Origin of the sequence: Carnobacterium viridans, from assembly GCF_900102725.1 — a bacterium.
Classification (GTDB): domain Bacteria; phylum Bacillota; class Bacilli; order Lactobacillales; family Carnobacteriaceae; genus Carnobacterium_B; species Carnobacterium_B viridans.
Map to the genome: position 1 here is coordinate 1,144,514 of NZ_FNJW01000008.1, position 23,325 is coordinate 1,167,838.

The 23,325-nt window shown below is 35.8% G+C and carries 21 protein-coding genes; 6 read left to right on the top strand and 15 right to left on the bottom strand.

All coding sequences use genetic code 11. The features are described 5' to 3' along the window. Positions 1 to 113: 113 nt before the first annotated feature. Positions 114 to 959, top strand: a complete 846-nt coding sequence (locus tag BLT48_RS06905; protein ID WP_089976523.1) for a DegV family protein — start codon at positions 114 to 116, stop codon at positions 957 to 959. Positions 960 to 1,307: 348 nt separating this feature from the next. Here the strand turns inward: BLT48_RS06905 and BLT48_RS06910 are convergent, their stop codons facing one another. The 11 genes from BLT48_RS06910 to BLT48_RS06960 form a co-directional block, all read right to left on the bottom strand. Beyond that, on the bottom strand, positions 1,308 to 2,066 hold the full coding sequence (locus BLT48_RS06910) for an ABC transporter permease (protein ID WP_035020374.1): 759 nt from the start codon (positions 2,064 to 2,066) through the stop codon (positions 1,308 to 1,310). Continuing rightward, positions 2,063 to 2,716: an ABC transporter ATP-binding protein gene (locus BLT48_RS06915; RefSeq protein WP_035020375.1), complete on the bottom strand. Its 654-nt coding sequence runs from the start codon at positions 2,714 to 2,716 to the stop codon at positions 2,063 to 2,065. Before BLT48_RS06915 ends, BLT48_RS06910 begins: the two co-directional genes overlap by 4 nt. A gap of 118 nt (positions 2,717 to 2,834) precedes the next feature. Beyond that, positions 2,835 to 3,461, bottom strand: coding sequence for a PepSY domain-containing protein (locus BLT48_RS06920; protein WP_089976526.1), 627 nt, complete (start codon positions 3,459 to 3,461; stop codon positions 2,835 to 2,837). Between the two features lie 138 nt (positions 3,462 to 3,599). Next, the gene (locus BLT48_RS06925) at positions 3,600 to 4,520 is read right to left on the bottom strand and encodes an ATP-grasp domain-containing protein (RefSeq protein WP_218123378.1); all 921 of its coding nucleotides are present in this window, start codon (positions 4,518 to 4,520) and stop codon (positions 3,600 to 3,602) included. 30 nt (positions 4,521 to 4,550) lie between these two features. Beyond that, complete coding sequence (locus tag BLT48_RS06930; RefSeq protein ID WP_089976534.1) at positions 4,551 to 5,813, bottom strand: dicarboxylate/amino acid:cation symporter; 1,263 nt, start codon at positions 5,811 to 5,813, stop codon at positions 4,551 to 4,553. Positions 5,814 to 6,227: 414 nt separating this feature from the next. Continuing rightward, positions 6,228 to 7,151, bottom strand: coding sequence for a 1-phosphofructokinase family hexose kinase (locus BLT48_RS06935; protein ID WP_035020379.1), 924 nt, complete (start codon positions 7,149 to 7,151; stop codon positions 6,228 to 6,230). Positions 7,152 to 7,264: 113 nt separating this feature from the next. Beyond that, positions 7,265 to 7,732: a hypothetical protein gene (locus BLT48_RS06940; protein ID WP_089976538.1), complete on the bottom strand. Its 468-nt coding sequence runs from the start codon at positions 7,730 to 7,732 to the stop codon at positions 7,265 to 7,267. After that, the gene (locus tag BLT48_RS06945) at positions 7,733 to 8,512 is read right to left on the bottom strand and encodes a MurR/RpiR family transcriptional regulator (protein ID WP_035020381.1); all 780 of its coding nucleotides are present in this window, start codon (positions 8,510 to 8,512) and stop codon (positions 7,733 to 7,735) included. Positions 8,513 to 8,601: 89 nt separating this feature from the next. Beyond that, positions 8,602 to 9,945: a 6-phospho-alpha-glucosidase gene (locus BLT48_RS06950; RefSeq protein WP_035020383.1), complete on the bottom strand. Its 1,344-nt coding sequence runs from the start codon at positions 9,943 to 9,945 to the stop codon at positions 8,602 to 8,604. 29 nt (positions 9,946 to 9,974) lie between these two features. Further along, the gene (locus BLT48_RS06955; protein ID WP_089976541.1) at positions 9,975 to 11,600 is read right to left on the bottom strand and encodes an alpha-glucoside-specific PTS transporter subunit IIBC; all 1,626 of its coding nucleotides are present in this window, start codon (positions 11,598 to 11,600) and stop codon (positions 9,975 to 9,977) included. A gap of 338 nt (positions 11,601 to 11,938) precedes the next feature. Then, a complete protein-coding gene (locus BLT48_RS06960) occupies positions 11,939 to 13,375 on the bottom strand; it encodes an MDR family MFS transporter (protein WP_089976545.1) in 1,437 nt (478 codons plus the stop codon). Between the two features lie 202 nt (positions 13,376 to 13,577). On the opposite strand from BLT48_RS06960, the gene BLT48_RS06965 reads away from it, so the two are divergent. Then, a complete protein-coding gene (locus BLT48_RS06965) occupies positions 13,578 to 14,465 on the top strand; it encodes a fructose bisphosphate aldolase (RefSeq protein ID WP_035020387.1) in 888 nt (295 codons plus the stop codon). 168 nt (positions 14,466 to 14,633) lie between these two features. Here BLT48_RS06965 and BLT48_RS06970 read toward each other — a convergent pair whose 3' ends face one another. From BLT48_RS06970 to gnd, 3 genes are all read right to left on the bottom strand, one after another. Further along, positions 14,634 to 15,587 carry a metallophosphoesterase gene (locus tag BLT48_RS06970; RefSeq protein ID WP_244885812.1) on the bottom strand — a complete coding sequence of 318 codons (954 nt, stop codon included), beginning with the start codon at positions 15,585 to 15,587 and terminating at the stop codon, positions 14,634 to 14,636. A gap of 448 nt (positions 15,588 to 16,035) precedes the next feature. Beyond that, on the bottom strand, positions 16,036 to 17,109 hold the full coding sequence (locus tag BLT48_RS06975; protein ID WP_089976548.1) for an SDR family oxidoreductase: 1,074 nt from the start codon (positions 17,107 to 17,109) through the stop codon (positions 16,036 to 16,038). 237 nt (positions 17,110 to 17,346) lie between these two features. Further along, the gene (gene gnd / locus BLT48_RS06980) at positions 17,347 to 18,243 is read right to left on the bottom strand and encodes a phosphogluconate dehydrogenase (NAD(+)-dependent, decarboxylating) (protein WP_089976553.1); all 897 of its coding nucleotides are present in this window, start codon (positions 18,241 to 18,243) and stop codon (positions 17,347 to 17,349) included. A gap of 131 nt (positions 18,244 to 18,374) precedes the next feature. Here gnd and BLT48_RS06985 point away from each other — a divergent pair, with 131 nt between their 5' ends. The 4 genes from BLT48_RS06985 to BLT48_RS07000 all read left to right on the top strand — a co-directional run bounded on the left by BLT48_RS06985 (position 18,375) and on the right by BLT48_RS07000 (position 22,833). Continuing rightward, entirely contained in the window at positions 18,375 to 19,223 is an 849-nt protein-coding gene (locus tag BLT48_RS06985; RefSeq protein WP_035020391.1) for a MurR/RpiR family transcriptional regulator, read from the top strand. A gap of 216 nt (positions 19,224 to 19,439) precedes the next feature. Beyond that, positions 19,440 to 20,396 carry a DUF2382 domain-containing protein gene (locus BLT48_RS06990; protein WP_089976555.1) on the top strand — a complete coding sequence of 319 codons (957 nt, stop codon included), beginning with the start codon at positions 19,440 to 19,442 and terminating at the stop codon, positions 20,394 to 20,396. A gap of 114 nt (positions 20,397 to 20,510) precedes the next feature. Next, on the top strand, positions 20,511 to 21,308 hold the full coding sequence (locus tag BLT48_RS06995; RefSeq protein ID WP_035020395.1) for an SDR family NAD(P)-dependent oxidoreductase: 798 nt from the start codon (positions 20,511 to 20,513) through the stop codon (positions 21,306 to 21,308). A 295-nt stretch (positions 21,309 to 21,603) separates the two neighbouring features. Then, the gene (locus BLT48_RS07000) at positions 21,604 to 22,833 is read left to right on the top strand and encodes an NAD(P)/FAD-dependent oxidoreductase (RefSeq protein WP_089976560.1); all 1,230 of its coding nucleotides are present in this window, start codon (positions 21,604 to 21,606) and stop codon (positions 22,831 to 22,833) included. A gap of 63 nt (positions 22,834 to 22,896) precedes the next feature. Here the strand turns inward: BLT48_RS07000 and BLT48_RS07005 are convergent, their stop codons facing one another. Beyond that, positions 22,897 to 23,235, bottom strand: a complete 339-nt coding sequence (locus tag BLT48_RS07005; RefSeq protein ID WP_035020397.1) for a thioredoxin family protein — start codon at positions 23,233 to 23,235, stop codon at positions 22,897 to 22,899. Between the last annotated feature and the right edge of the window lie 90 nt (positions 23,236 to 23,325).

Here is a 23,325-nt window from a genome sequence, read left to right on the forward strand (position 1 = left end):
GGGTTGTTTTTGCTTATTTAATTTTGCATAAAATTACTGTATAACGAGAATTTATACTTTTTTTAAGTATTTTCCTATATACTAAAGCAATAACTTATTTAAGGAGCTTATTAATGAAATTAAAAATTGTAACCGATTCAACCGTTGAATTAACCGACGAAGAAACTGCTCGTTACGGTATCACGATCGTACCTTTATCTTCTACAATTGATGGAGTAGTTTATCATGATGATATCGAAATAACAAATGAAGAATTTTTACAAAAAATGCAACAGTCGCCTACATTGCCAAAATCTTCTCAGCCTCCCGTTGGGAAATTTTTAGAGACCTACAACACATTAACAGCTGACGGAAGTGAAGTTTTATCTATTCACGTAACTGAAACCTTAAGTGGAACAGTTCAATCAGCGCATCAAGCTGCAAAGTTAGCTGATGGCGATGTAACTGTTATCGATTCTAAATTTTGCGCACGCGGTATGGCTTTTCAAGTCCTAGCTGCAGCTGAATTTGCTGAAAAAGCTTCATCAATAGAGGAGGTCCTTGATCATTTAGAAGATATAAAATCTAGAACCATCCTTTATATCAGCATTGCAAACCTTGAGAACATGATAAAAGGCGGCCGCATTGGTAAAACGATGGGAAAATTTACTTCTTTATTGAATATCAAAGCAACTCTAGAAATGACGGATGGAAAACTGCATTCAGATTCTAAGGGACGGGGAACGAAGTCAATTGTGAAGCGTTACAAGGAAATCTGTCACACGCTTCATGATGCACCTAAAAAAGTTGTTGCTATCGGTTTTACTCATGTTGGTATGAGCGAATACTCAACGACTATCTTAGAGCTATTAAAAACAACCTTTCCTCATGTTGAACCAATGGTCTCTTATGGTAGTCCTAGTGTGATGACACATGCAGGTCCAGAAGCTATTTCCGTTCAATTTTTATTAGAAAAATAAAAATTGTAGGTAAACTACATTTAAAAAGCCACTTCATCTAATGTTTATAGATGGTGTGGCTTTTTAAATGTTCTTTTTATAAGTACTACGCTTACCAATAGACGCCACTCTTCCATGAAATGCCCCTTAACGGAAGAGTGGCGTTGAAAAAGTGCCGCACTTATCCATGAAACGGCCTCTCATGGATAAGTGACACCAAAAATGATCCTCACTTTTCCATTAAAGTTAGTTTCATGGCGAAGTGAATCTAGAATACTGCCTCACTCTTCCATGAAAAAATAAGTTGGATTTAAAAACCCTCTATTATTATACATTTATTAGATAAAACTTTTATTCAGACAGTTCACATTATATTTTCAACTGTTTTCGTTCCGTATAAAATTCCTTATACGCCATATAACTTGCACTAACGGATGCGATACTTGTAGTAGATAATAGCATGAAAGTCACCATAATTTGATATTTGATCGCGTGTGTTGGATCAACTCCAGCAAACATCAAGCCTGACATCATGCCGGGCAGACTGACAATCCCAATCGTTTTTGCTGAATCAATTGTTGGTGACATACCTGCACGAATGCTATCACGCACAATTGAACGAGATGCTTGCTTTAAATCTGCACCTAAAGCTAATTTTTCTAAAACTTGTTGTCGTTGATCAGTAAATTTTGCATTCAAATTTCGGTAACAGATGCCAATAGCAATCATAGAATTACTAGCAATCATTCCTGAAATTGGAATCACTTGTGAAGGAATAAATAACACCGAACCTGACATGACTAAAACGAGTAACGTTAAACTTGTTGCAGTAAAAATAGCAATAAACGAAATTTTAAATGCATGTGATAAGCCTTTGCTCCTCTTTCCTGCATTAAAAGAAGCATTAAAAATAATGACTAACACGAGTGCTAATGTTACTACTGTATTGTTTAACTTGAAAACGTAGCCTAATAAATAACCAACTGCAAATAATTGGATAACGGCTCGAAAAACGCTCAGAAGGATATCTTTTCCCAATCCTAACTTTTCTTTGTATACAATCATAAGTGCTATTCCAACTAACGCTGTGGCAAATAATAATGACGTGTTATTAATAGCTAGATTCATTTAGAGACCTCCATTTCACCATTAACAAGTTGAATAATCCGACTGGATAATTGAATTTCCACTGGATTATGTGTCACCCATAATACGGTCACCCCTTGTTCATGGTTGAGTGTATGAATCAATTTGCGAACAATTTCTTGGTTTTCTGAATCCAAGGCGCTGGTTACTTCATCTAATAAAATTACTTTAGGTAAAAATAATAGATTGCGGATCAATGCCACTCTTTGTTTTTCTCCACCTGACAAAGTATTCACTGATTTAGCTAAATACTCTTCTCCCAAACCGACTTCGTTTAAAGCGGATAACGCTTTTTGCTTATCAAAGGTTTGATTTCTAATTTCATAAGGAAAAACTAAATTATCTTCTACTGTTTTGTCAAACAGTGTGGCTGTTTGAAAACAATAGGACACTTCCTTTCTATAACTAGTCGGCTCATAATCTTCAACTCGTTTATTTTGATAAAGGATTTCTCCGGAAGTTTGAGATAACATGGAAGCAATAATCTTTAAAAGTGTACTTTTCCCACTTCCAGATGGGCCAGTAATCGTCACAAATTCTCCTTCTTCAACAGAAAAATCAAGGCCTTTTAAAATAACTTTCCCTTCTGCTTCATAGCCTAATTGATTAATAGTCAAAAGTGGTGCATTCATTTATCTTCCTCCTGAATAACGTTTATGTATAACCAATTTATTAAAAAATAGGTTCATTAAATCTAGGATAACAAAAAAACTGCCAAACCCAAAAGAAAAGGTTGGCAGTTTATCTAGTTTAGTCGTTATCTGTAGATAAGAATTCACCAGTTTCAGCATTTAAAAGTACATCTACTTCATTGTTTCCTTCTTCAAACTCCCCTGTAAAGACAGGTGTTTTTATATCATCATCAACTTCTAGGTTCCAAGAAACCATAGTAGCATTAGGAGCTTCTTCTTCAGAACTAGCAATCAATTCATCTATAGGCATTACATCATCTGTCATCAATTCTTGATCGTCAAAGTCTGAGTCTTTCTTTTCTGTATTGTTTTTTGTTTCTTCGCCAGTTTCAGCGTTAACTTCCCATTCAATTTCCTGAGTATCATCAAAACCATTGATTTCAAAAGTATACTCGCCAAAATCTTTGTCGAAATCCACTGAAGAAATAGCTGCATCAGGATAAGCTTCTTGGAAATCAGCAACTGCTTGTTCATAGGTTACTGAAAAGCTCTTCCCTTCAAAATTTGTTGATGACGTAGAACTAGAATCTGCTGAATTTGACGTGGCAGAACTTTCCATCGAACTAGATGCTTCTGACTCTGGTGTCGAAGTAGGTGCTTCTTCGTTAGGAGTTTCCGTTCCACAAGCTGCTAATAATGCAAGAGCACTTCCACTAATCAAACCTAATTTTACTTTAGCTAACATATAATCATCTCCTTACTGATATAATAACAATTTAATCGAAAAATTCCTATCAATCTGCTTCTTTGGAATTGAAAATAAGGCCATAGCTGTAGACTTAAGTAAGTCTTAGGTCTCTAGTTCATTCTAAGTTTTAGGTTATTATTCTACTTTTTCCAATTCTGATTTTAAGAAGTTTGCTAATGCTAACATAGCAAACTTCTCTGCTACCTTTTCAGCATCAGCATTGTAATTGGTGTTTGTATTTACATCGTATGCATGTGCTACTCCATCAGCGTCAAAAATAAATTCAATAGCTGCTACATCAATCTTTTGTTCTTTAAGAAAGTGTTCATATTGTTTAATTTGTTCACTTGGCAATGAATCAATAATTGTAAATTTATTAACTACGGGCACATCACCAATTTGGCAACTATCTGCTGGGCATAATTCAAAGCCGTCACTTGAATCGACTTTTACAGCATAAAAGAATTTCCCACCAATAAACTCTGAACGGACGATCGTTCCGTCGGCTGGCTTGATGTATTCTTGAATTAAGCTGATACCATCAATTGAATCTTCAAATTCCGAACCAGACACATAAGTTTTTAGTTCTTCAATTGATTGCAGTAAACGAACGCCCAAACCTTTTCCTGCACGATTGTGCTTGATGATAAATGGAAATTTATTCAATTTTTCAGCTGCTTTAAGGATGTGTTCTTTTCCAACTGCCCCGTATGTCTCAGGTGTTTGAATCCCATATTTTTGCAAAGCTAAGTGTTGCTTTAATTTACTGACTTCTAATTCAATGGCTTTTGTTCCATTGAACACAACAGCATTACGACTTTCCAGCCAAGTCAATAGATTATCCGTTAATTCTGGCGCGTATCGATGTCCACGTGTATGAGAAGAAGCACTCATTCGATTATAGAAAATCCCTTCAGGTGGTTCTTCTTGAATATCGATCAATCCATCAGATAAGTCCCATAATTCATAAGGGGTATTGATTTCATCTAAGCGTGCGGTCAAATGTCTTGTCCAATCGTTATTTTCATGGATAATATATATTTTTTTCATTTTAATCTCTCCTCATTCATTTTTATGTTTTACTTGTTATTTCTCAGCTTCCAAAGCTTCTTTAGTGAAATTTCTATTTTTCTCATACTCAAATGCAGTTTCTGATTGAGCAATTAGAACTGGTGCTAATGCATTTCCAACAACGTTAACTGCTGACCGGCCCATGTTGATAAAGAAGTCTACTGAAACCATCAGTGCAACTCCTTCAGCAGGTAAGCCAAGTTGTGTTGCTGCTGCTAACAATACCACTACTGCTCCCGAAGGAACGGCTGCAATGCCTTTAGTAATGATGGTTAAAAATAAAACAAGCGCGACAATCTCGCCAAATCCTAGTGTTACATCATACATGTTAACAATAAACATTGTTGCTAAGCTAATATAAACACATGCTCCATCTAAATTAAATGAATAACCAAGCGGGGTTACAAAAGAAGAAACCGCCGGCGATACGCCAAATTTCTTTAAGCGATCAATAAGAGATGGCAATACCACGCTTGAGCTGCCTGTCGTGAAAACAAGAACGATCAAATCGCTAATTTCTTTAAGTAATGCGAAGTAGGGTACATGGAAAAACCAAGCAATTATTGGAAAAACGAGTAAGACTACGACCATGAACGCAAGGTACGTAAACAAGACGAATTGCCCTAAAGAAAGTAAATTTCCAATACCGTAAGCAGCTATATCATATGCCAGAAATCCAAATACACCAATTGGAGCAAAAGAAATTGCATAGTCTACCATTTTAAACATCGCCTGCGACCATGATTCAAAAAACACAATCACGGGTCTGCCTTTTTCGCCTATAGATACTAAAGACAGCCCTAGAAAAATACCGAAAAAGATAATCGGCAACAGATTGCCATCTGCAAAAGCTTGAAATAAATTACTTGGTACTATGCTTAGGAAAAAACTTTGAAAATCGATCCCACTTGCTATCCCATTAAGTGACTCAGTCGAAACGTTTCCTGTTTGGAAGTTACTGCCAATTCCAGTCCATTTCCCTACTAAAACACTCAAAACAATCAATCCTGTTGTTACAGAAAAGAAATAGACAAAAGACTTACCTGCCACTTTTCCAAAACTTTTAGAATCACTAATATTAACGATAGCCAAAATGATGACTGGAAAAATTAGTGGTACTATAATCATTTGAATCAAGTTCATAAATATCGTCCCAAGTACTTCTAACTGAAGCCCTACGTTTTTACTGAAATATCCTACAATTATACCTGCCGCAGCCCCAATAATAACTTGCAGCATTAAGCTTGGCTTTTTCATAATTCTACTGTTTCTTGACATGATCTATTTTCCTCCAATCGGTTAATAAAGAGTACAAAAAAAGTGCATGAGCGATATACACTCATGCACAGTTGGATCACTTTTACAATTAGCGAAAAAACGCCCTAAGTATGCCAAAAAACAGCCTTAGTTGTGTCTTGTCCTTATTGATAGAGCTAACCCTTGTTAGTTAAATAGGAAAGAAGCTCTAGTAAAAGATGATTGCTGATAACATGAGTGGTGCATACAACATGGACAACACAACACGTTTAGACAGATCATCTTTTTCATATTCGCTTCCTCCTTCTTAGTTTATTATTTTAGTTTTCTTTAATGGTGAGCGCTCACCTGATTAAAGTAGACTCATTGTAACAACCTCGAATTTTCTTGTCAACTGTTTATTCTAGTTGAGTAAACTTAAAATTACGCTATGGATTAGTCTATTTTTTCTACAACTACTTTTTTTTGTAAGTTCTCAGCATCTTTGACACTAAAGGATGAACTATCATTATATTGCACTTTACTGGCTGAACAAGCTGTAGCAAACGTCAGAGCGTCAACAAAAGTTTTTTGTTGTGTTAGAGAAGCTAAAAACGAACCGACAAAACAATCACCAGCACCTGTATCATTTTTAACGACTACAGCAGGAGGTTTGATTTGATAAAATTCATTTTCGTGCCCGCATAAACTACCTGCTCCGCCTTGAGACACAATAACGTAATCAATTGTTTTTGTTAATTCTTTCACCGTTTCTAGGAGCGTTTGACCTTGTTTAGATAGTTCTTCTATTTCAAATCGATTTGGTTTAATAAAATCGACACCAAATTTCACAGCTGTTTTTAAAGCTTCACCTGAAAGATCACAAGCAATAAAACAGCCTATTTTGTTTAATAGCATCATTAGTTTTTCTAAGTCTTTGATTTCAAAACCTGGTGGCATAGAACCCGCTATCAAAACGGTGTCTTCCGCTCCCACCTTTTCTTCAATTTTATCAAATAATAAAGATTTAGCATAACTAGAAACGTCATATCCTTTTTCAGTAATCAGAATACTGCCGCTGATTCCTTTTTCTAAGATGACATAACTTTCTCTTGTTGGTTTGCCATAGATTTCTACAAAGTCGTGGTTGATATTTTTTTGTTCCAATATTTTATCTAATTGTCCTTTATTGGTCGTGCCACAAAAACCTAATGCTTGATTTTCCACGCCTAATTTACTCATAGCAAAGGAACCATGATGCCCTTTACCTCCTATATCATAAGCAATACTCTCCAAGCGATTGTTCTTTTCTTTGGTCAGCTCTCCATCAAGATGCAACAAACGATCAATAGTTGGGTTTAAAGTGATGGTATAAATCATTGAATATCCTCCTTTTTTTGAAGCAGATGAGTTCATTTATGACTTATTATACCATTTAACTAAAACGATCCATAAAAAAACCACTGTTTAAAGTGGTTTTACTCAACTATTTTTCAGGATAAGGTAATTCTTATAAACGCAAAACATACGAATAGCGATATCACTGCTAAAACACCAATAATTATTGTTAATAATAGCGGCAAATTTGGTACTGCAACTTCTTTGTTTTCCTTTAAAACTATCCCTTGCTTTATAGACATATAGCCTAGAATAATGGCTACAATATTTCCTGTCATTAGATTACTTGCCATAAAAGCAATCATCGTCCGCTTCCAAATTTTTTCACTTGGTTGATTTTGTGCCATAGACAATACCGCAGACCAGAAAAATGACAGCAAAGCAATTAACAACATAACTGGATTGATTGGCTGACTTGTTAAATACATAGCAAAGCTTTCGCCTCGTAATCCAGCGTTTACAGCAAAATAAACAAAGAACAGAATCGGAGCTAAAATTAAGTACACTCGTAAAAAGAGCGCTGGCTGAACTTTATTTTGCAATAGAGATAACTGAGGTTTCATTTACTCAACCTGCCTTTCTGATTCATTATTTTGATAAAAATCAAGATACGATCTGAACAGAGAGTCCGTAACCTGAAAAAGTGAGAAGAAAGAAAAGATATCTTCACCATTTAAAACAATTGGTGTAGCTTGAAAATAAAGATTATGTGTTGCCATAGAAGCCAAATTGTTATTTCTTAGGCTAGTAATAGATAAAATAGGAATTTCTTTTAGTTTAAGCAGAGTCATTTCATCTTTTACTTCCTGAATATCTCCGCTTAAAGATAAAACAATTAATAAATCTCCTTCCGTAAACGTTGATGCTGCTGCCATTTGCAGCTCTTTTTGAGCGGATAGAAGAATCAAAAACTTTTCTAACGGCACCATATTTCGCCTAAAATCGGAAAGAACATCTCTTTGTCCCCAACCTGTTCCATAACAAAAAATCCGTTTGGCAGAATGAATTTCCTTTAACATAGGAACAACGTCTGTTTGATTAAATAACTTTGCAGTTGCCTTACTATCTTCACTTTGCAGTGAACTAAAATTCACTTGAGCCTCATTCCTTTGTGTATAATCGGAATCCTTTTTCAAACTATATTTAAATTCACTAAACCCTGAGAAGCCTAATTTCTTTGCTAACCTCACAATGGACGATTTTGAAGTAAGTGTTTTCTGTGCCAATTCAACAATCGGCATCGTTTGGCATTTATTTTTATGTTTCATAATGTATGATATAATTTGCAAGTCATTTTCATTTAATTCATGAAAATGCTGGTTCACGAGCACTTCTAAATCCAAGTAAATCTCTCCCTGCTATTTGCAATGTATAAAAACATGAAGAATATCTTTTCTCCATGTTTTTATATACACTATTATAGCATAGCTGATTAACTTAATTCAGGCCAAAATCCTTTATTAGCTACTATCAAATCATCTAGTATTTCTCGTGCTACACGAGCATTAGGTACAATTTTAGATACTGTCAGTGCTTGCCACAATTTTTGGTAAGATTTTTCTTCCCAAGCTTCAACGACTAATTTTTCAACAGCTACTTGTTGTTCCATCAATCCTTTTTGGAAACGTGGAATTTCTCCTTGATTGATTGTTTCAGGGCCATTTGATCCTACGATACATGGGATTTCTACCATTGCTGTCGGATCGAAGTTAGAGATAGCGCCATCATTTGGTACGATTAATAACATTCTTTCATGAGTATTATAAGCAATCGCTCTTGCTAAATCGACAATATATGAAGCATGATCATCTGTTACTAATTTTGCATCTTCAGCTGTCTTGATAGTTGAAATACGGTTACACTCAGAAAACACTTGTTTTTCACGGTTATCCATTACTTCATTCGCACGAGTGTATTCAGGATTGGCTTTTTCAGCTTCATCTTGCGGGAACAAGTAGTACTTCAAGTACGTATTTGGTAAAGTATTTGGATCCAAAGCAAATGTTTCTTTTGCTTTGCCATATGTGTGCATCCAGCTCGGTTCAATATCTTCACCTGGAGTACCTTCTAATTCACCTGGAGTAACATATCCATGTTCTGCAACGTGTTTTTTGATTGCCGGCATCAAATCGTTGCCATCTTTATCACGAATATCTGTCCACCAACCAAAGTGGTTCAAGCCGTAATATCGAACTGTCATATCTTTACGGCTTTTCAGTCCTAAAATCTCCGCCATACGGTGTTCGATTCCAACCGGCATATCACAAATATTAATAATTTTGCTATTTGGTTTTAGCTTACGAGTCGCTTCTGCCACGATGGCTGCCGGATTCGAATAGTTCAGCATCCAAGCATCTGGTGAGTATTGTTCCATATAATCAATTAATTCTAATACGCCTCCAATTGAACGCATTCCATAAGAAATCCCACCTGGTCCACATGTTTCTTGTCCAATTACACCATATTTTAAAGGTATCTTTTCATCTTGCTCACGCATAGCATATTTTCCAACTCGGATGTGTGCCATCACAAAGTCGATATCAGTAAAAGCGGTTTCTGGATCAGTAGTTGCTAAGAATTCAATTTCTGGCGCACGTTCTTTTAATACGATTTCTACAGCATCTGCAATTTGCTTTTGTCTTTCCTCATCATTATCATAAAATTTTATTTGACGGATTGGAAATATTTCTAAATTTTCTAATAACATCATAATGATTCCCGGTGTAAATGTGCTTCCGCCACCTGCTACTAAAATTGATTGTTTTTTTAAAGTCATATTTATCTTCTCCTCTAATTTTCTTATTATTAAACCATTGGTTCTGTTTGACTATCAGTATCTGCTAAAACTTCATTCCTTTTCATTTCATCTTCAAATGCATCTCTTACTTGAGGCACATCCAATCCAACGATAACCTGGAAGGCTTTTCCTTTACGAACGACCCCATGAGCGCCAGCTGCTTTAAAGAAACTGTCTTCTTTGACTAGAGTTTCATCTTTAACAGACACTCTTAATCTTGTAGCACAATTATTTACATCCGCAATATTGGCTGTACCGCCAAGCCCTTCTAAATAATGAGCTGCACTACTTGCATAAGCTCCACCATTTGCAGGAACTGTCTTTCCATTTGCTTGTCTTTCACGGTAATCTTTTTTAGAATACATCTTAACTTCTTCTTCTAGTTCTCTACCAGGTGTTTTGATATCAAATTTTAAAATAGCAAAACGGAATACAAAGAAGTAAATGACACTAAATGCTAACCCAGTTCCAACCAACGTTAATACTGTTCCGAGATGATTGATTGACATAGGTATGATAAATTGTGTCAACATCGTAATCAATCCACTACCTACATCACCCACAACACCAAATGCATAAACGGTTGCTCCTAAAGTTGCTGCTAAAGCAGCATGTACTAAGAACAATTGTGGTGCAATAAACAAGAACGTAAATTCAAACGGCTCTGTAATACCAGCAAGAACAGCTGTTAAAGCTGTTGGGATCAATAAAGCCAACGTTTTTTTCTTTTTAGCTGGATCTGCTGTTGCGTAAAATGCTGCTGCTATGCCAAGAGGAGCAAAGATTTTCGAAACATTGTGCAATCCAAACCCACCAGCCGGGAATAACTCTTTAAGTGGAACTGTTGATGAAGCAAAATCGCTTAAATTGTTTAACCAATAAGCTGTGATCCCGCCTTCTACAACTGCTGGTCCATAAATGAACGGTTGATAAATGAAATGATGCATTCCAGTTGGTATCAAAAGTCTTTCCAAGAATACATATAACCATACACCTAAAGTTCCTGATGAAGCTAAGAAACCTTGCATTGAACTAATCAAACCTTGAATGATTGGCCAGCCCCAAGCTGTTAAAAATGCTAACGGAAGCATTAGGAAAAATCCGATCATAACAACCAATGAAGAACCTTGGAAAATACCTAAGAAATCTGGTAGTTTAGTTTCAAAGAAACGGTTATGCAACCAAACAACAATAGCTGCAACTAATATAGCGCCAATTAGATTGGTATCCAATGTTTTAATTCCAGCAATCATTTTTATCCCACTGTCTCCGCCAGCTTCTTGTGTAAAGTCTACACCAAAAGTTGGACCCATCAGATCAAGAATTTTTCCAACAAAGTTGTTAAAAGTCATATAAACAACGACTGCTTCTAAAACTGCTCTTCCATTAGCTTTTTTAGCTAATCCAAGAGGTAGACCAATAACAAATAGTAATTCCATCTGATTGAAAACAGTCCAACCACCAGATTCAACAATTGACCAAAAGTTCGCCCACATTGTACCCGCGGTTGCGATATCTCCCATAATTAATGTATTTTGAAGCATAATAGCAATAGCTAAGATAATACCTGAGAAAGCAAATAATAAAACTGGAGTAAACATCGCCCCACCAAATCGCTGTAGTTTTTGCATCATTATATTTTCATCTCCTTATTCTTTTTATGGAATCGCTTCCATAAACAAACTATACCACCGACTATTTTTTTCTTCAATCCTCTGACCGTCAAAAAAGTCTGCATTCCTTAATAGGTACTTTTTTCATTTCCTGGGAAATTTCCCATTAAAAAAAGGCTGAAATAGCTCCCAGCCTCTTTCCTACGCATCAAATGTAAAAAAGGATTTTATTCAAGTTTATTGATTATATAGTCATAGAATAAGGTTCTATTTAACTAATAAGATACCTTTATTGATTATGCAAGTGCAAAGTACTCGTTTTAGTTAAAGTGATTTTAGCCTATCTGCTTTTTTAAACATTAATTATTTTCAATTAATTTTCCTTTAGGTAAAAACGGTTTTTCCTTGATAAACAATGTCATAATGAAAGCTACTAATGATAGTAGTCCAACTAATTTAAAGACCATTTGAAAACCAGCTAAATCAGCTAGTTGTCCTGTAACATGTTCTGCTAGTTTATTTTGAGAAACAAGCATCATCACAACAACAAACAACGCTGTTCCCATTGATCCAGCTAATTGGCGTTGAGTATTAAACATTGCTGCAGCATGGGAAGCTAACTCTAGAGGAACAGCATTGAACGCTGCTGTTTGAATAGGCATCAACGTTAATGCAAAACCTAACGTACGAACCATTTGCAGTATTACAATAATATAGATAGGTGTATTAATATTTATTAAACCAATAACAAAAGTTCCAACTGTGACCAACATTAATCCACTCATAGCTAATTTTTTAGAACCATATTTATCAAACATTCTACCAGTGATGGGACTCATAACAGCCATAACGAGTGAACCTGGCAAAAGAATCATTCCTGATTCCATCGGTGTCATTCCACGTATCGTTTGGAAGTAAATGGGCAATAAAATTATAGCCCCATACATTCCCGCTGTTAATACGAATGAAATAATGATGTTTAAACGGTATCCTCTGTATTTAAATATACCAAAGTTTAATAAAGGCTCTTTTGAATGATTGCATCGGTTAACCAGTAAAATTAAAGCTATAATCCCAACAACTAAAGGTAAGGCTACATTAATACTCATGAAATCATGTGAAGATGCATTGCTAAGACCGAATAATAGACCGCCAAAACCTAATGTTGAATAGATGACACTGATTAAATCTAATTTAGGGCGACCTACTTCACCAACATTTTTCAAGACGAAGAAGGCAACTACAACATCTAAAATGGCGAATGGTAAGATAAAGTAGAACAACATATTCCAGTGGTAATTTTGCACTACCCATCCAGAGAATGTTGGCCCAATTGCTGGAGCGAAGTTCATCGCTAAACCAATCAACCCCATTGCTGAGCCTCTTTTTTCAATTGGGAAAAGATACAATACCACAATCATTTGTAGCGGCAAAATAATTCCTGCTCCTATTGCTTGAATCATTCTTCCAACAATCAATACACTATAAACACTAGAAGTGGCAGCAACAAGTGTTCCGATTGAAAAAACAATCATTGAAAAGAGATACAACTGACGTGTGGTAAATCGATTTACCAGATAGGCTGTAATTGGCACCATGATTCCATTGATTAACATATAAGCAGTTGTTAACCACTGACCTTGTGTAGCTGTGATTGAAAATTCTTTCATAATACTTGGTAAAGCTGTACTCATAAGAGTTTGATTTAGTATAGTCACGAATGACCCCATCAAAATAACTCCTAAAATTGATATAACATGTCCAAATGACATATCTTGATTTTCTTCTTGAACCATTACTATTTCCCCTTTATTTAATGTTTGTAAGCTAAACCTTCTTTATAAATCGAATATCTAAAAGGAAGGTGCTCTAAAATAGCTTATTTTTTCAATTTAAATCCTGTAGTGCTATACTAAATAGTGAAAGGTTCACTGCCCATATAATTGGGTTGAGCTTTCCTATTTACTGTTCTTAAAACTAATCTAAGGAGCTGAAATTATGCAAAAAGAACAATTCGAACGAATGAAAAACGGACAAGGATTTATTGCAGCATTGGACCAAAGTGGCGGAAGTACTCCAAAAGCTTTAGAACTTTACGGCATTGCACCTGACGCATATTCAAATGAAACTGAGATGTTTGATTTAGTCCATGACATGCGAACTCGTCTCATGACTTCTCCAGCTTTTAATTCTGATTCAATCTTAGGTGCTATTTTATTTGAGCAAACAATGGATCGCAAAGTAGAAGACCTTTATACAGCCGATTATTTATGGGAGAAGAAAGGCGTAGTTCCTTTCTTAAAAGTCGATAAAGGTTTAGCAGAAGAAACTGACGGTGTTCAGTTAATGAAACCTAACCCTAACTTAGATGAATTATTGCACAGAGCTAATGAACGCCATATTTTCGGAACAAAAATGCGTTCATTAATTAAAGAAGCTAACCCTGAAGCTATTAAAAAAGTTGTTGACCAACAATTCGAAGTTGGAAAACAAATCATTGCAGCAGGTCTTGTTCCAATCATTGAACCAGAAGTGGATATTAACAGCAAAGACAAAGAGAAGTCTGAAGCTCTCTTAAAAAATGAGATTCTATCTCAACTAGATAATTTAAGCGAATCAGATAATGTCATGTTAAAACTCTCTATTCCTACAATTGATAATTTTTACGAAGAATTGATTGAACATCCTAGAGTTGTGCGAGTAGTCGCTCTTTCAGGTGGTTATACACGTGAAAAAGCTGATGAAGCTTTAGCACGTAATCATGGATTGATCGCTAGTTTTTCAAGAGCTTTATCTGAGGGGTTAAGCGCTAGTCAGTCAGACGAAGAATATAATGCCTTATTAAAGGAATCCATCAAACAAATTTACAACGCCTCTATCACTTGATTATAAGTGACGCGAAGCAATAGAATAAACACAACGCTTAACAGAGGAAAGCCCTCTGACTTACGCGTTGTGTTTTTACTTTGTATACTATACTCTTGTTTATATAAAAAATCAAAAAGCTAACTTCAAAAATAGAAGTTAGCTTTTTAGATTTTTTATTTGAATCATTTATAATGTACTATTATTTTTGTTCCAGCCTTCCAATCGCATATCAAATTCTTCGATTGGCTCTGGTCCTCGCATCGTATCTTTTTCGATAGTTAAAACACCATTTTTATTTACTTTGGTTTCCCAACGCACTAGTTGAACTTGACCTTCAGTTATTTCAATTCCCGTAATAATCGTAGGATAAACGCAGCAACCGGTGTTGAAATAAGGAAGGTCTTTATCTTTCGGGTACTTAAATCGGTGGGTATGACCGCAGATAAGCATGATTTTGTTTTTTTTGATCCATTTTCCAAAATTTTTCTCAATTTTATGTCTTTTCGTTACATTTTTTACCGGACTTGAAGGGTTTCGAATACCAAACCCATGCAGAAAGCGCCAAAAGAATTTTAAAGATAGCATAGTGAAAAAAGCAAATTGATCATTAGGTGCATCACCTTGATGTCCATGTACCGTCAAAATTTCTTGTCCTGTTTTTTTGTATCTTAATACGAGTGATTCAACAGGTTTAAGCCCTTTTAAAAAATCAAAAAACTCTTCTGTGTATTCATCGTAATTTGTGTAATAATTCTTTTCAACAAATTTTGGATTTTTTAAAGCAATATCATGATTGCCATACAGCTTTATTAAACGATCATCATCAAAAAATTTTTTTATGAGGTCGAATACTTTATCATGCGCATTTTTTGTATAAGTAAAATCAGAATATTCAAGCATCTCATCTCCATCTCCAGCTTCAATATAAGTAAATCCGTTATTATAATAATAATTTAATGCATGAAGAAAGGTATTTCGATTTCGCGTGAACTCATCTGATATACTTCCATTACCTCGATGGATGTCACTAAAAAAAATATATTTAGAATTCTCATCAAATTCTTCCACTCTAGCCTTTTCGTATGCTTCAGTTAATCGTCTATCTGTGAACATTTTTTTCACCCCATAATCAGTTGTCATCCTTTTGCATAAGCAACTGAATTGATATCCCTCTTATCAGTATACTTTATCTGGTCTAGTAAAAAAAATAATTGCTTTCCAATTTTTTATAGACTAAGAATTTGAGCCTATGCAAAAACGCGCGGATGTATGTTTACTTGAAACAGGCATCCGCGCGTTTTTTATTATTTTGGTCCTATATTTTTTAGTGTTGATAGCTTAGTTAACTAATTGACACGCAATTTCTGGAGGAATAGGGTTTGCTTGTAGCCATGTAGAGGATTCAATGCGAATTACAAAGCGTTAGCGCTTCGGCGTTTACGCTTTGTTTAAGGCTTGAAAGTCTGAAGACTATGAACTTTAGGCTTCAGGCGTTCCCATGGCTTTCCACAAGCAAAACCGTCTATTCCAGAAGAAATTTTATTTTGTTCTATCAATACCATTTGACGAAGAGCCATTATTTCCATATTCACATTTTCATTTTCTTTTTCTTTTTAGCTGCCATTAAAAGCAAAGCTCCTGCGCCAGTAATTGCCGTTGTTATGATGATGGGATGCTTAGCTGCTTTTACATAATAGCTATTTGAGCGGACCCAACCTTTTGTAGTTCCTCTCTCATGTAATCCATATCCTGCATGATACAATCCGCTTTTTTCTGGCGGATTAGACGGTCTGTCTAAATGTTGAGTAGGGTACATCACTTTTTCTACTAATTTATCTGTAAAGCGCGGAAGTGCTCTGCCCAATATGGCAAATATCTTAGCTTGAGAACCCACAAAAAGATCACGCTTTGGATTTTCTGCCGCATATAAAATAGCTTCCGCTACTGCTTCAGGCGGGTAGATCATTCCTCTATGGCCTGGTTGTTTATCCATATAACTCATTGCATGTTCATTGTATGGCGTATCAACTCTACCAGGGTGAACCAGTGTTACAGAAACAGGCGCATGTTCCTTTTCCAATTCCATACGAATACTTTCAGTCCATCCATGTACAGCAAATTTAGCAGCGGCATAGGTTGATTGAATTGTAGTTCCTCTATCACCAAATAAAGCCCCTACATTAATCAATGCCCCAGGTGTTTTACGGTCTTTGTAATGCTCTACAGCTGCCTTGCTGCCGTAAACCACACCCCAAAAATTCGTTTCAAACATACGTCTCATGTCTTCTGTGCTTACATCCATTGAATGTCCAAAAATAGAAATACCCGCATTGTTGACCCACGTATCAAAACGCCCAAATTCTCTTAAAGTTGCTTCAGCAATCGCGTTTACATCTTCTTCTTTTCCAACATCTGCTTTAACGTAAATAGCTGAATGACCTTTCCGTTGCAGTTCTTCTACTAATTTCTGCAGTGCTTCTTCATTTCTTGCAGCTACAACAACTTTTGCTCCTTTTTCCGCAGCCATTCTTGCTGTCACTAAACCTATCCCGCTAGAAGCTCCTGTAATGACAACAACTTGGTCTTTTAATTTCTTTAAATGCAAATCTTTCATGCTGCTGCTTTTTTTCCGATCCATTTGATGCATTTGCAATCTTCCCATAGCAATTCCTCCTCGTATAAGTAATTTATTGCCTTATGACCAATGATAAAATGCATGTGCTTCAATTTTTGATAGACTAAAAAAACTTGATACCGCTTACTACTTATAGTCTAATCAAAAAAAAATATTAATGCAAAAAAGCGGTACTTTTATTTATCGTTTTGTACCCTAACTTTATCTGTTAAATCAAAAAGAGGTGTTATTTCAAAATATGAAATAACACCTCTTTTTATTAACTTATTTTTTTGTGACCTCGTGTCCACCAAATTCATTTCTAAGTGCTGCGACTACTTTTCCTGTAAAAGTATCTTCTTCTAGAGAACGGTACCGCATCATTAGTGAGAGTGCTATCACAGGTGTCGGAACTTTTGCCTCCATAGCGGCTTCTACTGTCCATTTTCCTTCACCAGACGATTGCATAATTCCTTTTATTTCATCAAGATGAGCGTCTTTTTGAAAGGCACTTTCTGCCAATTCCATTAACCAACTTCTAATGACAGATCCGTTGTTCCATACTTTGGATACATCAGCTAAATCATACTCAAACTCACTTTTTTCGACAACTTCAAAACCTTCAGCCATCGCTTGCATCATACCATATTCTATACCGTTGTGAATCATTTTCAAGTAATGACCACTACCAGATTTCCCAGTATATAAATACCCATCTTTCACACAGATACCTTTTAAAATTGGTTCAATTACTGCAAATGCTTCTGAATTGCCTCCAACCATTAAACATGCACCTGCATTTGCGCCGCTCTTACCACCCGATGTTCCCATATCTAAGAAATGAATGCCTTTTGTTGCAGATACATTAGCATGTCGGATAGAATCTTTGTAATGTGAATTTCCTCCGTCGATGATGATATCATCTGGTTCCAACAACTCATTTACTTCACTTAGAACTGCCTCTAATGGGTCTCCCGCTGGAACCATGATCCAAATAATTTTAGTTTGTTTAAGACTGGCAACCATTTCTTTTAAGTCTTTCGCGGTCTTGATTCCACTTATATCCGCTTGTTTTCTTGCTGCTTCTATACTGTCGTACCCGATGACCAGATGACCGTTTTTTTGTAAGTTCAAGGCTAAATTGTAACCCATTTTTCCTAATCCAACTAATCCAATTTCCAATCTCACCACTCCTTATGTATTTATGGTTTTAGTATACGGAATATTTTTTCTTTTTACAACTATTAAAAAAAATATTTTTTCTTTATAGTTTTATGCTATACTTATTTAAACTCTTTTAAGCAGGTGAAAATATGAAAACGCAAGATATTAACTTAAAAATCAAATCGATTTACCGCGATTTAAGCAGCAAAGAAAAAACGATTGCAGATTTCATTCTTCTCCATCCTGAAAAAGTGATGCATGGGACCATCAGCAACATTTCAGATACGATCCAAGTTGCGGATGCTACTTTTTTTCGCTTTTGTAAACGCTTAGGTTATAACGGGTTTCAAGATTTCAAAATTGCCTTAGCTTCAGAAAAAGTAACAAGTTCTTTGTCTATCCACGAAAACATTTCTAAAGAAGATAATGAATTACTGATGGCACAAAAAGTTTTTGATTCTAATATCAAGTCTTTAAACGACACAAAAAAATTATTAGACGAGCAAGATCTCATTAAAGCTGTTCAGTTTTTAACGACTGCTAAAACGGTCGGTTTCTTTGGCGTTGGCGGCTCTAGTATTATTGCAATGGATGCTTATCATAAATTTTTGCGTACACCACTAAACTCTATGTATACACAAGATACTCATATCCAAATGATGCAAGCTTCTCGTTTAACAGAAAATGATTGTGCTATTATTATTTCCCATTCTGGTATCACAAAAGATACGATCCAGTTGGCTGAAATTATTAAAGAAAAAAAAGCCAAAGCGATTATTATTACAAGTTACTCCCTTTCTCCTTTAGCGAAATTCGCAGATGCTTTATTATTATCAACCGCTGAAGAAACGGACTACCGTTCTGAGGCTTTAACTTCTCGTATCACACAACTAAGTTTAATAGACACTTTATTTGTTAGTGTTATGTTCAAAACTGGTGATTTTGCCGCACATTCTCTAGAGGAAGTTCGTAAAGTAATTTCTCAAACCAAACTTTGATCATCTTTTTTATGCTTACTTGCTAAGACTTTCATTCCATTAATCCTATTATAGGTATCTTTAAGAATTTAATGCTTTATATCACTTTGTTTAAGTGATTACATTGCTTGCAATCGTTTTCTTGGTTCAAGCCCTTTTCTTTGCTTTCCGTTCTTTTTATTTTATATAATGAATACGAATCATAGAAAAATAAATCTTAGGGAGGAATAGAATATTATGAGTAAATTTGTAAAAGGAAGTTACCTCACATTTGAAGAAGCTAGAGTCGCTATTGATGAAGTTGTTGCAGAAGGTTACGATAAGAACTTAATCACACTCGTCACAAACAGAGAAACTGCTGATACTTTACCTAATGATTTAGATGTAGGTGTGTCAACGGAACACGCAGACAAGCATGATGGAGAAGATGAATCCTTCATGGATAAAGTAAAAAATGTTTTTACAATGAGCGATGATGAAGCTGAAAATGCAAATGTAGATACAACAGATGAAGGTTACGAAGCAGATGAAACGGTTTTGAGCAGCTATAAAGATGATATCAAAAATGGCTCTATTGTAGTATTAGTAGATGACTTCTCTGAAGAATCTGGAGCTGAAGACTTTGATAACAGTACTCCATTTGGAGCAACAGATACACCTACTACTCCTACTGTTCCTACAGTTCCTCCGTCTGATTCATTAGACACAGCAGATACTTTGGATACAATAGATACTACTGATTATTCAACGTTAGATGATACTGGCAAAGTCCCAACTGATACTTCATTATTAGATGATAAAGAAAATATTCAACTGAAAGAAGAACAATTAGATGTTGGCACAACAGAAGTCCAAACTGGCGAAGTTACAGTAAACAAAACAGTCCATGAAGAAACTCAAACTGTTGATGTTCCTGTTAAACATGAAGAAGTGACTATTGAAAGACATCCTGTCACAGATGGTACTCCTGTTGATGGCTCACTTGATTTGGAAGATGAAAGTATAACTATACCTGTAACAGAGGAACAAATTGATGTTAGCAAGCGTCCTGTAGTTACTGAAGAAGTGACAATTAATAAAGAAACTAAAGAAGATGTTAAAGAAGTTTCGGATACAGTCCGTAAAGAAGATCTAGATGTTCAAACACACGGAGATGTTACTGTCGAAGGCGAAGATGACAACAAACCTCTCTAGACTAAAGTTAGTTGTTTCTTATGTATAGTGATTAAATAGAAAGCATCAATATGGGAGTTTCCTTATTGATGCTTTTTAATTAAGCTAGACTATCATAGACGAGGAGGATTGACTATGGAATTAGGTATTTCAGGAAAAATCGCATTAATTACTGGAGCTGACTCGGGTATTGGTTGGGAAACCGCACGTGTCCTTTTAGAAGAAGGAGCTACTGTTATTCTTAACGATAAATACCCGGATAAATTGACTCAAGCAGTCGAGAAATTAGGACATGTAAAAAATGTTTTCAGTTATCCCGGAGATATTACAAATATAAAAGACTTAAAAACAATCCATCAAAAAATTGCTGAAGAAGTTGGAAAAATTGATATATTGGTTCAATCTTCAGGCATCACAGGTGCACAAGGGCTTTTTCATGAATTGGATGATGAAGGATGGACAAATACCATTGAAGTTGACTTGCTTGGCCCTGTTCGTTTAGTAAAGGAATTTTTACCTGATTTAAGAACTGGCGGTTGGGGCAGACTTGTCTTCCTTGCTTCTGAAGATGCGGTGCAGCCTTACGATGATGAAATTCCTTATTGTTGTGCAAAAGCCGGTATTCTAGCATTATCAAAAGGACTTTCTCGAACTTATGCTCGAGAAGGACTGTTAGTCAACTCTGTTTCACCTGCTTTTATTGAAACACCCATGACGGATTCTATGATGGAGAAACGATCTGAAGAATTGTCTGTTTCAAAAGATGAAGCTATTCAGTCTTTTCTCGATCAGAAAAGACCTTATCTTGAACTTAAGCGTCGTGGTCAAACTGAAGAAGTCGCTGCAGTTATTGCCTTTCTCTGTTCGGACAAAGCGTCGTTTGTAAATGGCTCAAATTACCGTGTAGATGCTGGTTCTGTAGCAACAATTTAGCAACTAAAGTGGGATCTATACATTTTAGAGTTAAGAGCTTAGTTCAATTAATGGCACGAAAATTCTGGAGGAATAGGGTTTGCTTGTAGCCATGCAAGGAATTCAAGCCTCAAATATAGCGTTAATGCGTTAGCAGTTACGCTATATTTCAGGCTTGAAAGCTCTGAAGACTGTGAACTTTAGGCTTCAGGCGATTCCATGGCTCTCCACAAGCAAACTCGTCTATTCCAGAAGAATTTTTATTTTCTTCTATCAACACCATTTGACAAAAAGTACTAAGTGGAGGTTATCTATTATGACAAATTACACAACAGAAAAATTAAATCCCCAAGTATCAGCTAACCATTACGATTATTTAATTATTGGTGGGGGAATGGCTGCAGATACCGCAGCTAGAGGAATCCGTGAACAAGATTCATTTGGCAGTATTGGTATCATTTCTGCCGATACTGATCAACCATATACCCGTCCCGCTTTAACTAAAAAATTATGGACGGATTCAACCTTTACTGAAGATCAAGTTGCTCTCAATACGACAAAAGAAACAAAAAATACCACACTGAGATTAAATACCACTGTCTCTTCTATTGAGCGAGACCAACATAGAGTCAAGCTAGAAGACGGCACATCAATTGGTTATAAAAAATTGCTACTCGTTACGGGTGGGGAGCCTAAAAGAATTGATGGTCCAGATGACGAACATGTGATTTTATTTAGAGAATGGTCTGATTATAGACGTCTCCGTGATTTTTCAGGAAATAATCAACATGTTCTAGTTGTAGGCGGTGGATATATTGGATCAGAATTAGCCGCTGGATTGATTCAAAACAACACGAAAGTGACGCTGATTTATCCTGATGAGGTGTTAGGAGGCAGTCAATTTCCTACTGAATTAGCAAAAGAATATGAACGTTCTTTCCGCGAAGCTGGTGTGGAACTTTTAAATGGCAGACGTGCTGATTCTTATACAAAAGAAAATGGTAAGTTTATTCTTCAACTTAATGATGGTTCTACTGTTGAAGGCGATACGATTGTCATTGGCTTAGGTGTATCACCTCGTATTTCACTAGCTGAAAATAGTGGCCTTAAAGTAGAAGATGGTGTGTACGTTGATGAACAATTGCGTACCACTGATCCAGCTATTTGGGCTGCTGGTGATATTGCTTATTATCCAGATAAAATTTTGGGCAGAACTCGTATCGAACATGTGGATCATGCCAGGAAATCTGGTAAAGCAGCCGGTAAAGCAATGGCTGGTTCAACTGAGCCTTATGCATATACACCTTACTTCTATTCTGTTGTTTTTTCTATTTCGTGGAAAGCAATTGGTACACTAGACTCTTCCTTACCTACGCTGATTGATGAAGTCGGGAATGGTAAAGTAGTTTATTACTTAGAGGATAATCTTCCCGTAGGCATTTTAACTTGGAATATAGAGCCTGATCTAGATGCAGTACGTTCTGTCCTAAGTAACCCGCCTATCGATCCACAATCTTTAAGGGGATTAATTCAAGATAAACAATAACTGCTTAAATAAAATAGTCTCCCTTTCTAGCTGATTAAATACAGCTTAGAAAGGGAGCTTATTTTATCTATTTTCAAAATTTTCAGTAACTTGTTGAAACTTCTTATGCAATTCATCCATTACAACGAACCGCGCTTCACGGATAACTTCTTTCCGTTCACTAAATAACAATAATGACGGAACAGTAAATACTGTGAATTGACTAGCCACTTCAGGAATACTATCTGCATTGACTTGAATCGGTTTAATAGATGGAAATTCTTTTAGCATGCTTTGTACTTGAGGCTGAACAGCATGACAAATCCCACAATCTTCTCTTGAAATGTAAACAAAAGCAAGAGAATTTTCATTAATAAATTGGGTAACTTGATTCATGGACGTTGCCTGAGTAAATGTATTCATTTTTAACCTTCTTTCGGTAAGCTGACTCTCTATTATAGTATTTCTTTATAAAAATTAGTTTCACAACGCCAAAACTAGTACGAAAATTGC

Bases quoted from the DNA above. Each gene is read 5' to 3' on its own strand.
- BLT48_RS06905 (WP_089976523.1), top strand. From the start codon at position 114: ATGAAATTAAAAATTGTAACCGATTCAACCGTTGAATTAACCGACGAA.
- BLT48_RS06910 (WP_035020374.1), bottom strand. From the start codon at position 2,066: ATGAATCTAGCTATTAATAACACGTCATTATTATTTGCCACAGCGTTA.
- BLT48_RS06915 (WP_035020375.1), bottom strand. From the start codon at position 2,716: ATGAATGCACCACTTTTGACTATTAATCAATTAGGCTATGAAGCAGAA.
- BLT48_RS06920 (WP_089976526.1), bottom strand. From the start codon at position 3,461: ATGTTAGCTAAAGTAAAATTAGGTTTGATTAGTGGAAGTGCTCTTGCA.
- BLT48_RS06930 (WP_089976534.1), bottom strand. From the start codon at position 5,813: ATGTCAAGAAACAGTAGAATTATGAAAAAGCCAAGCTTAATGCTGCAA.
- BLT48_RS06935 (WP_035020379.1), bottom strand. From the start codon at position 7,151: ATGATTTATACCATCACTTTAAACCCAACTATTGATCGTTTGTTGCAT.
- BLT48_RS06940 (WP_089976538.1), bottom strand. From the start codon at position 7,732: ATGAAACCTCAGTTATCTCTATTGCAAAATAAAGTTCAGCCAGCGCTC.
- BLT48_RS06950 (WP_035020383.1), bottom strand. From the start codon at position 9,945: ATGACTTTAAAAAAACAATCAATTTTAGTAGCAGGTGGCGGAAGCACA.
- BLT48_RS06955 (WP_089976541.1), bottom strand. From the start codon at position 11,600: ATGATGCAAAAACTACAGCGATTTGGTGGGGCGATGTTTACTCCAGTT.
- BLT48_RS06960 (WP_089976545.1), bottom strand. From the start codon at position 13,375: ATGGTTCAAGAAGAAAATCAAGATATGTCATTTGGACATGTTATATCA.
- BLT48_RS06965 (WP_035020387.1), top strand. From the start codon at position 13,578: ATGCAAAAAGAACAATTCGAACGAATGAAAAACGGACAAGGATTTATT.
- BLT48_RS06970 (WP_244885812.1), bottom strand. From the start codon at position 15,587: ATGACAACTGATTATGGGGTGAAAAAAATGTTCACAGATAGACGATTA.
- BLT48_RS06975 (WP_089976548.1), bottom strand. From the start codon at position 17,109: ATGGGAAGATTGCAAATGCATCAAATGGATCGGAAAAAAAGCAGCAGC.
- BLT48_RS06985 (WP_035020391.1), top strand. From the start codon at position 18,375: ATGAAAACGCAAGATATTAACTTAAAAATCAAATCGATTTACCGCGAT.
- BLT48_RS06990 (WP_089976555.1), top strand. From the start codon at position 19,440: ATGAGTAAATTTGTAAAAGGAAGTTACCTCACATTTGAAGAAGCTAGA.
- BLT48_RS06995 (WP_035020395.1), top strand. From the start codon at position 20,511: ATGGAATTAGGTATTTCAGGAAAAATCGCATTAATTACTGGAGCTGAC.
- BLT48_RS07000 (WP_089976560.1), top strand. From the start codon at position 21,604: ATGACAAATTACACAACAGAAAAATTAAATCCCCAAGTATCAGCTAAC.
- BLT48_RS07005 (WP_035020397.1), bottom strand. From the start codon at position 23,235: ATGAATACATTTACTCAGGCAACGTCCATGAATCAAGTTACCCAATTT.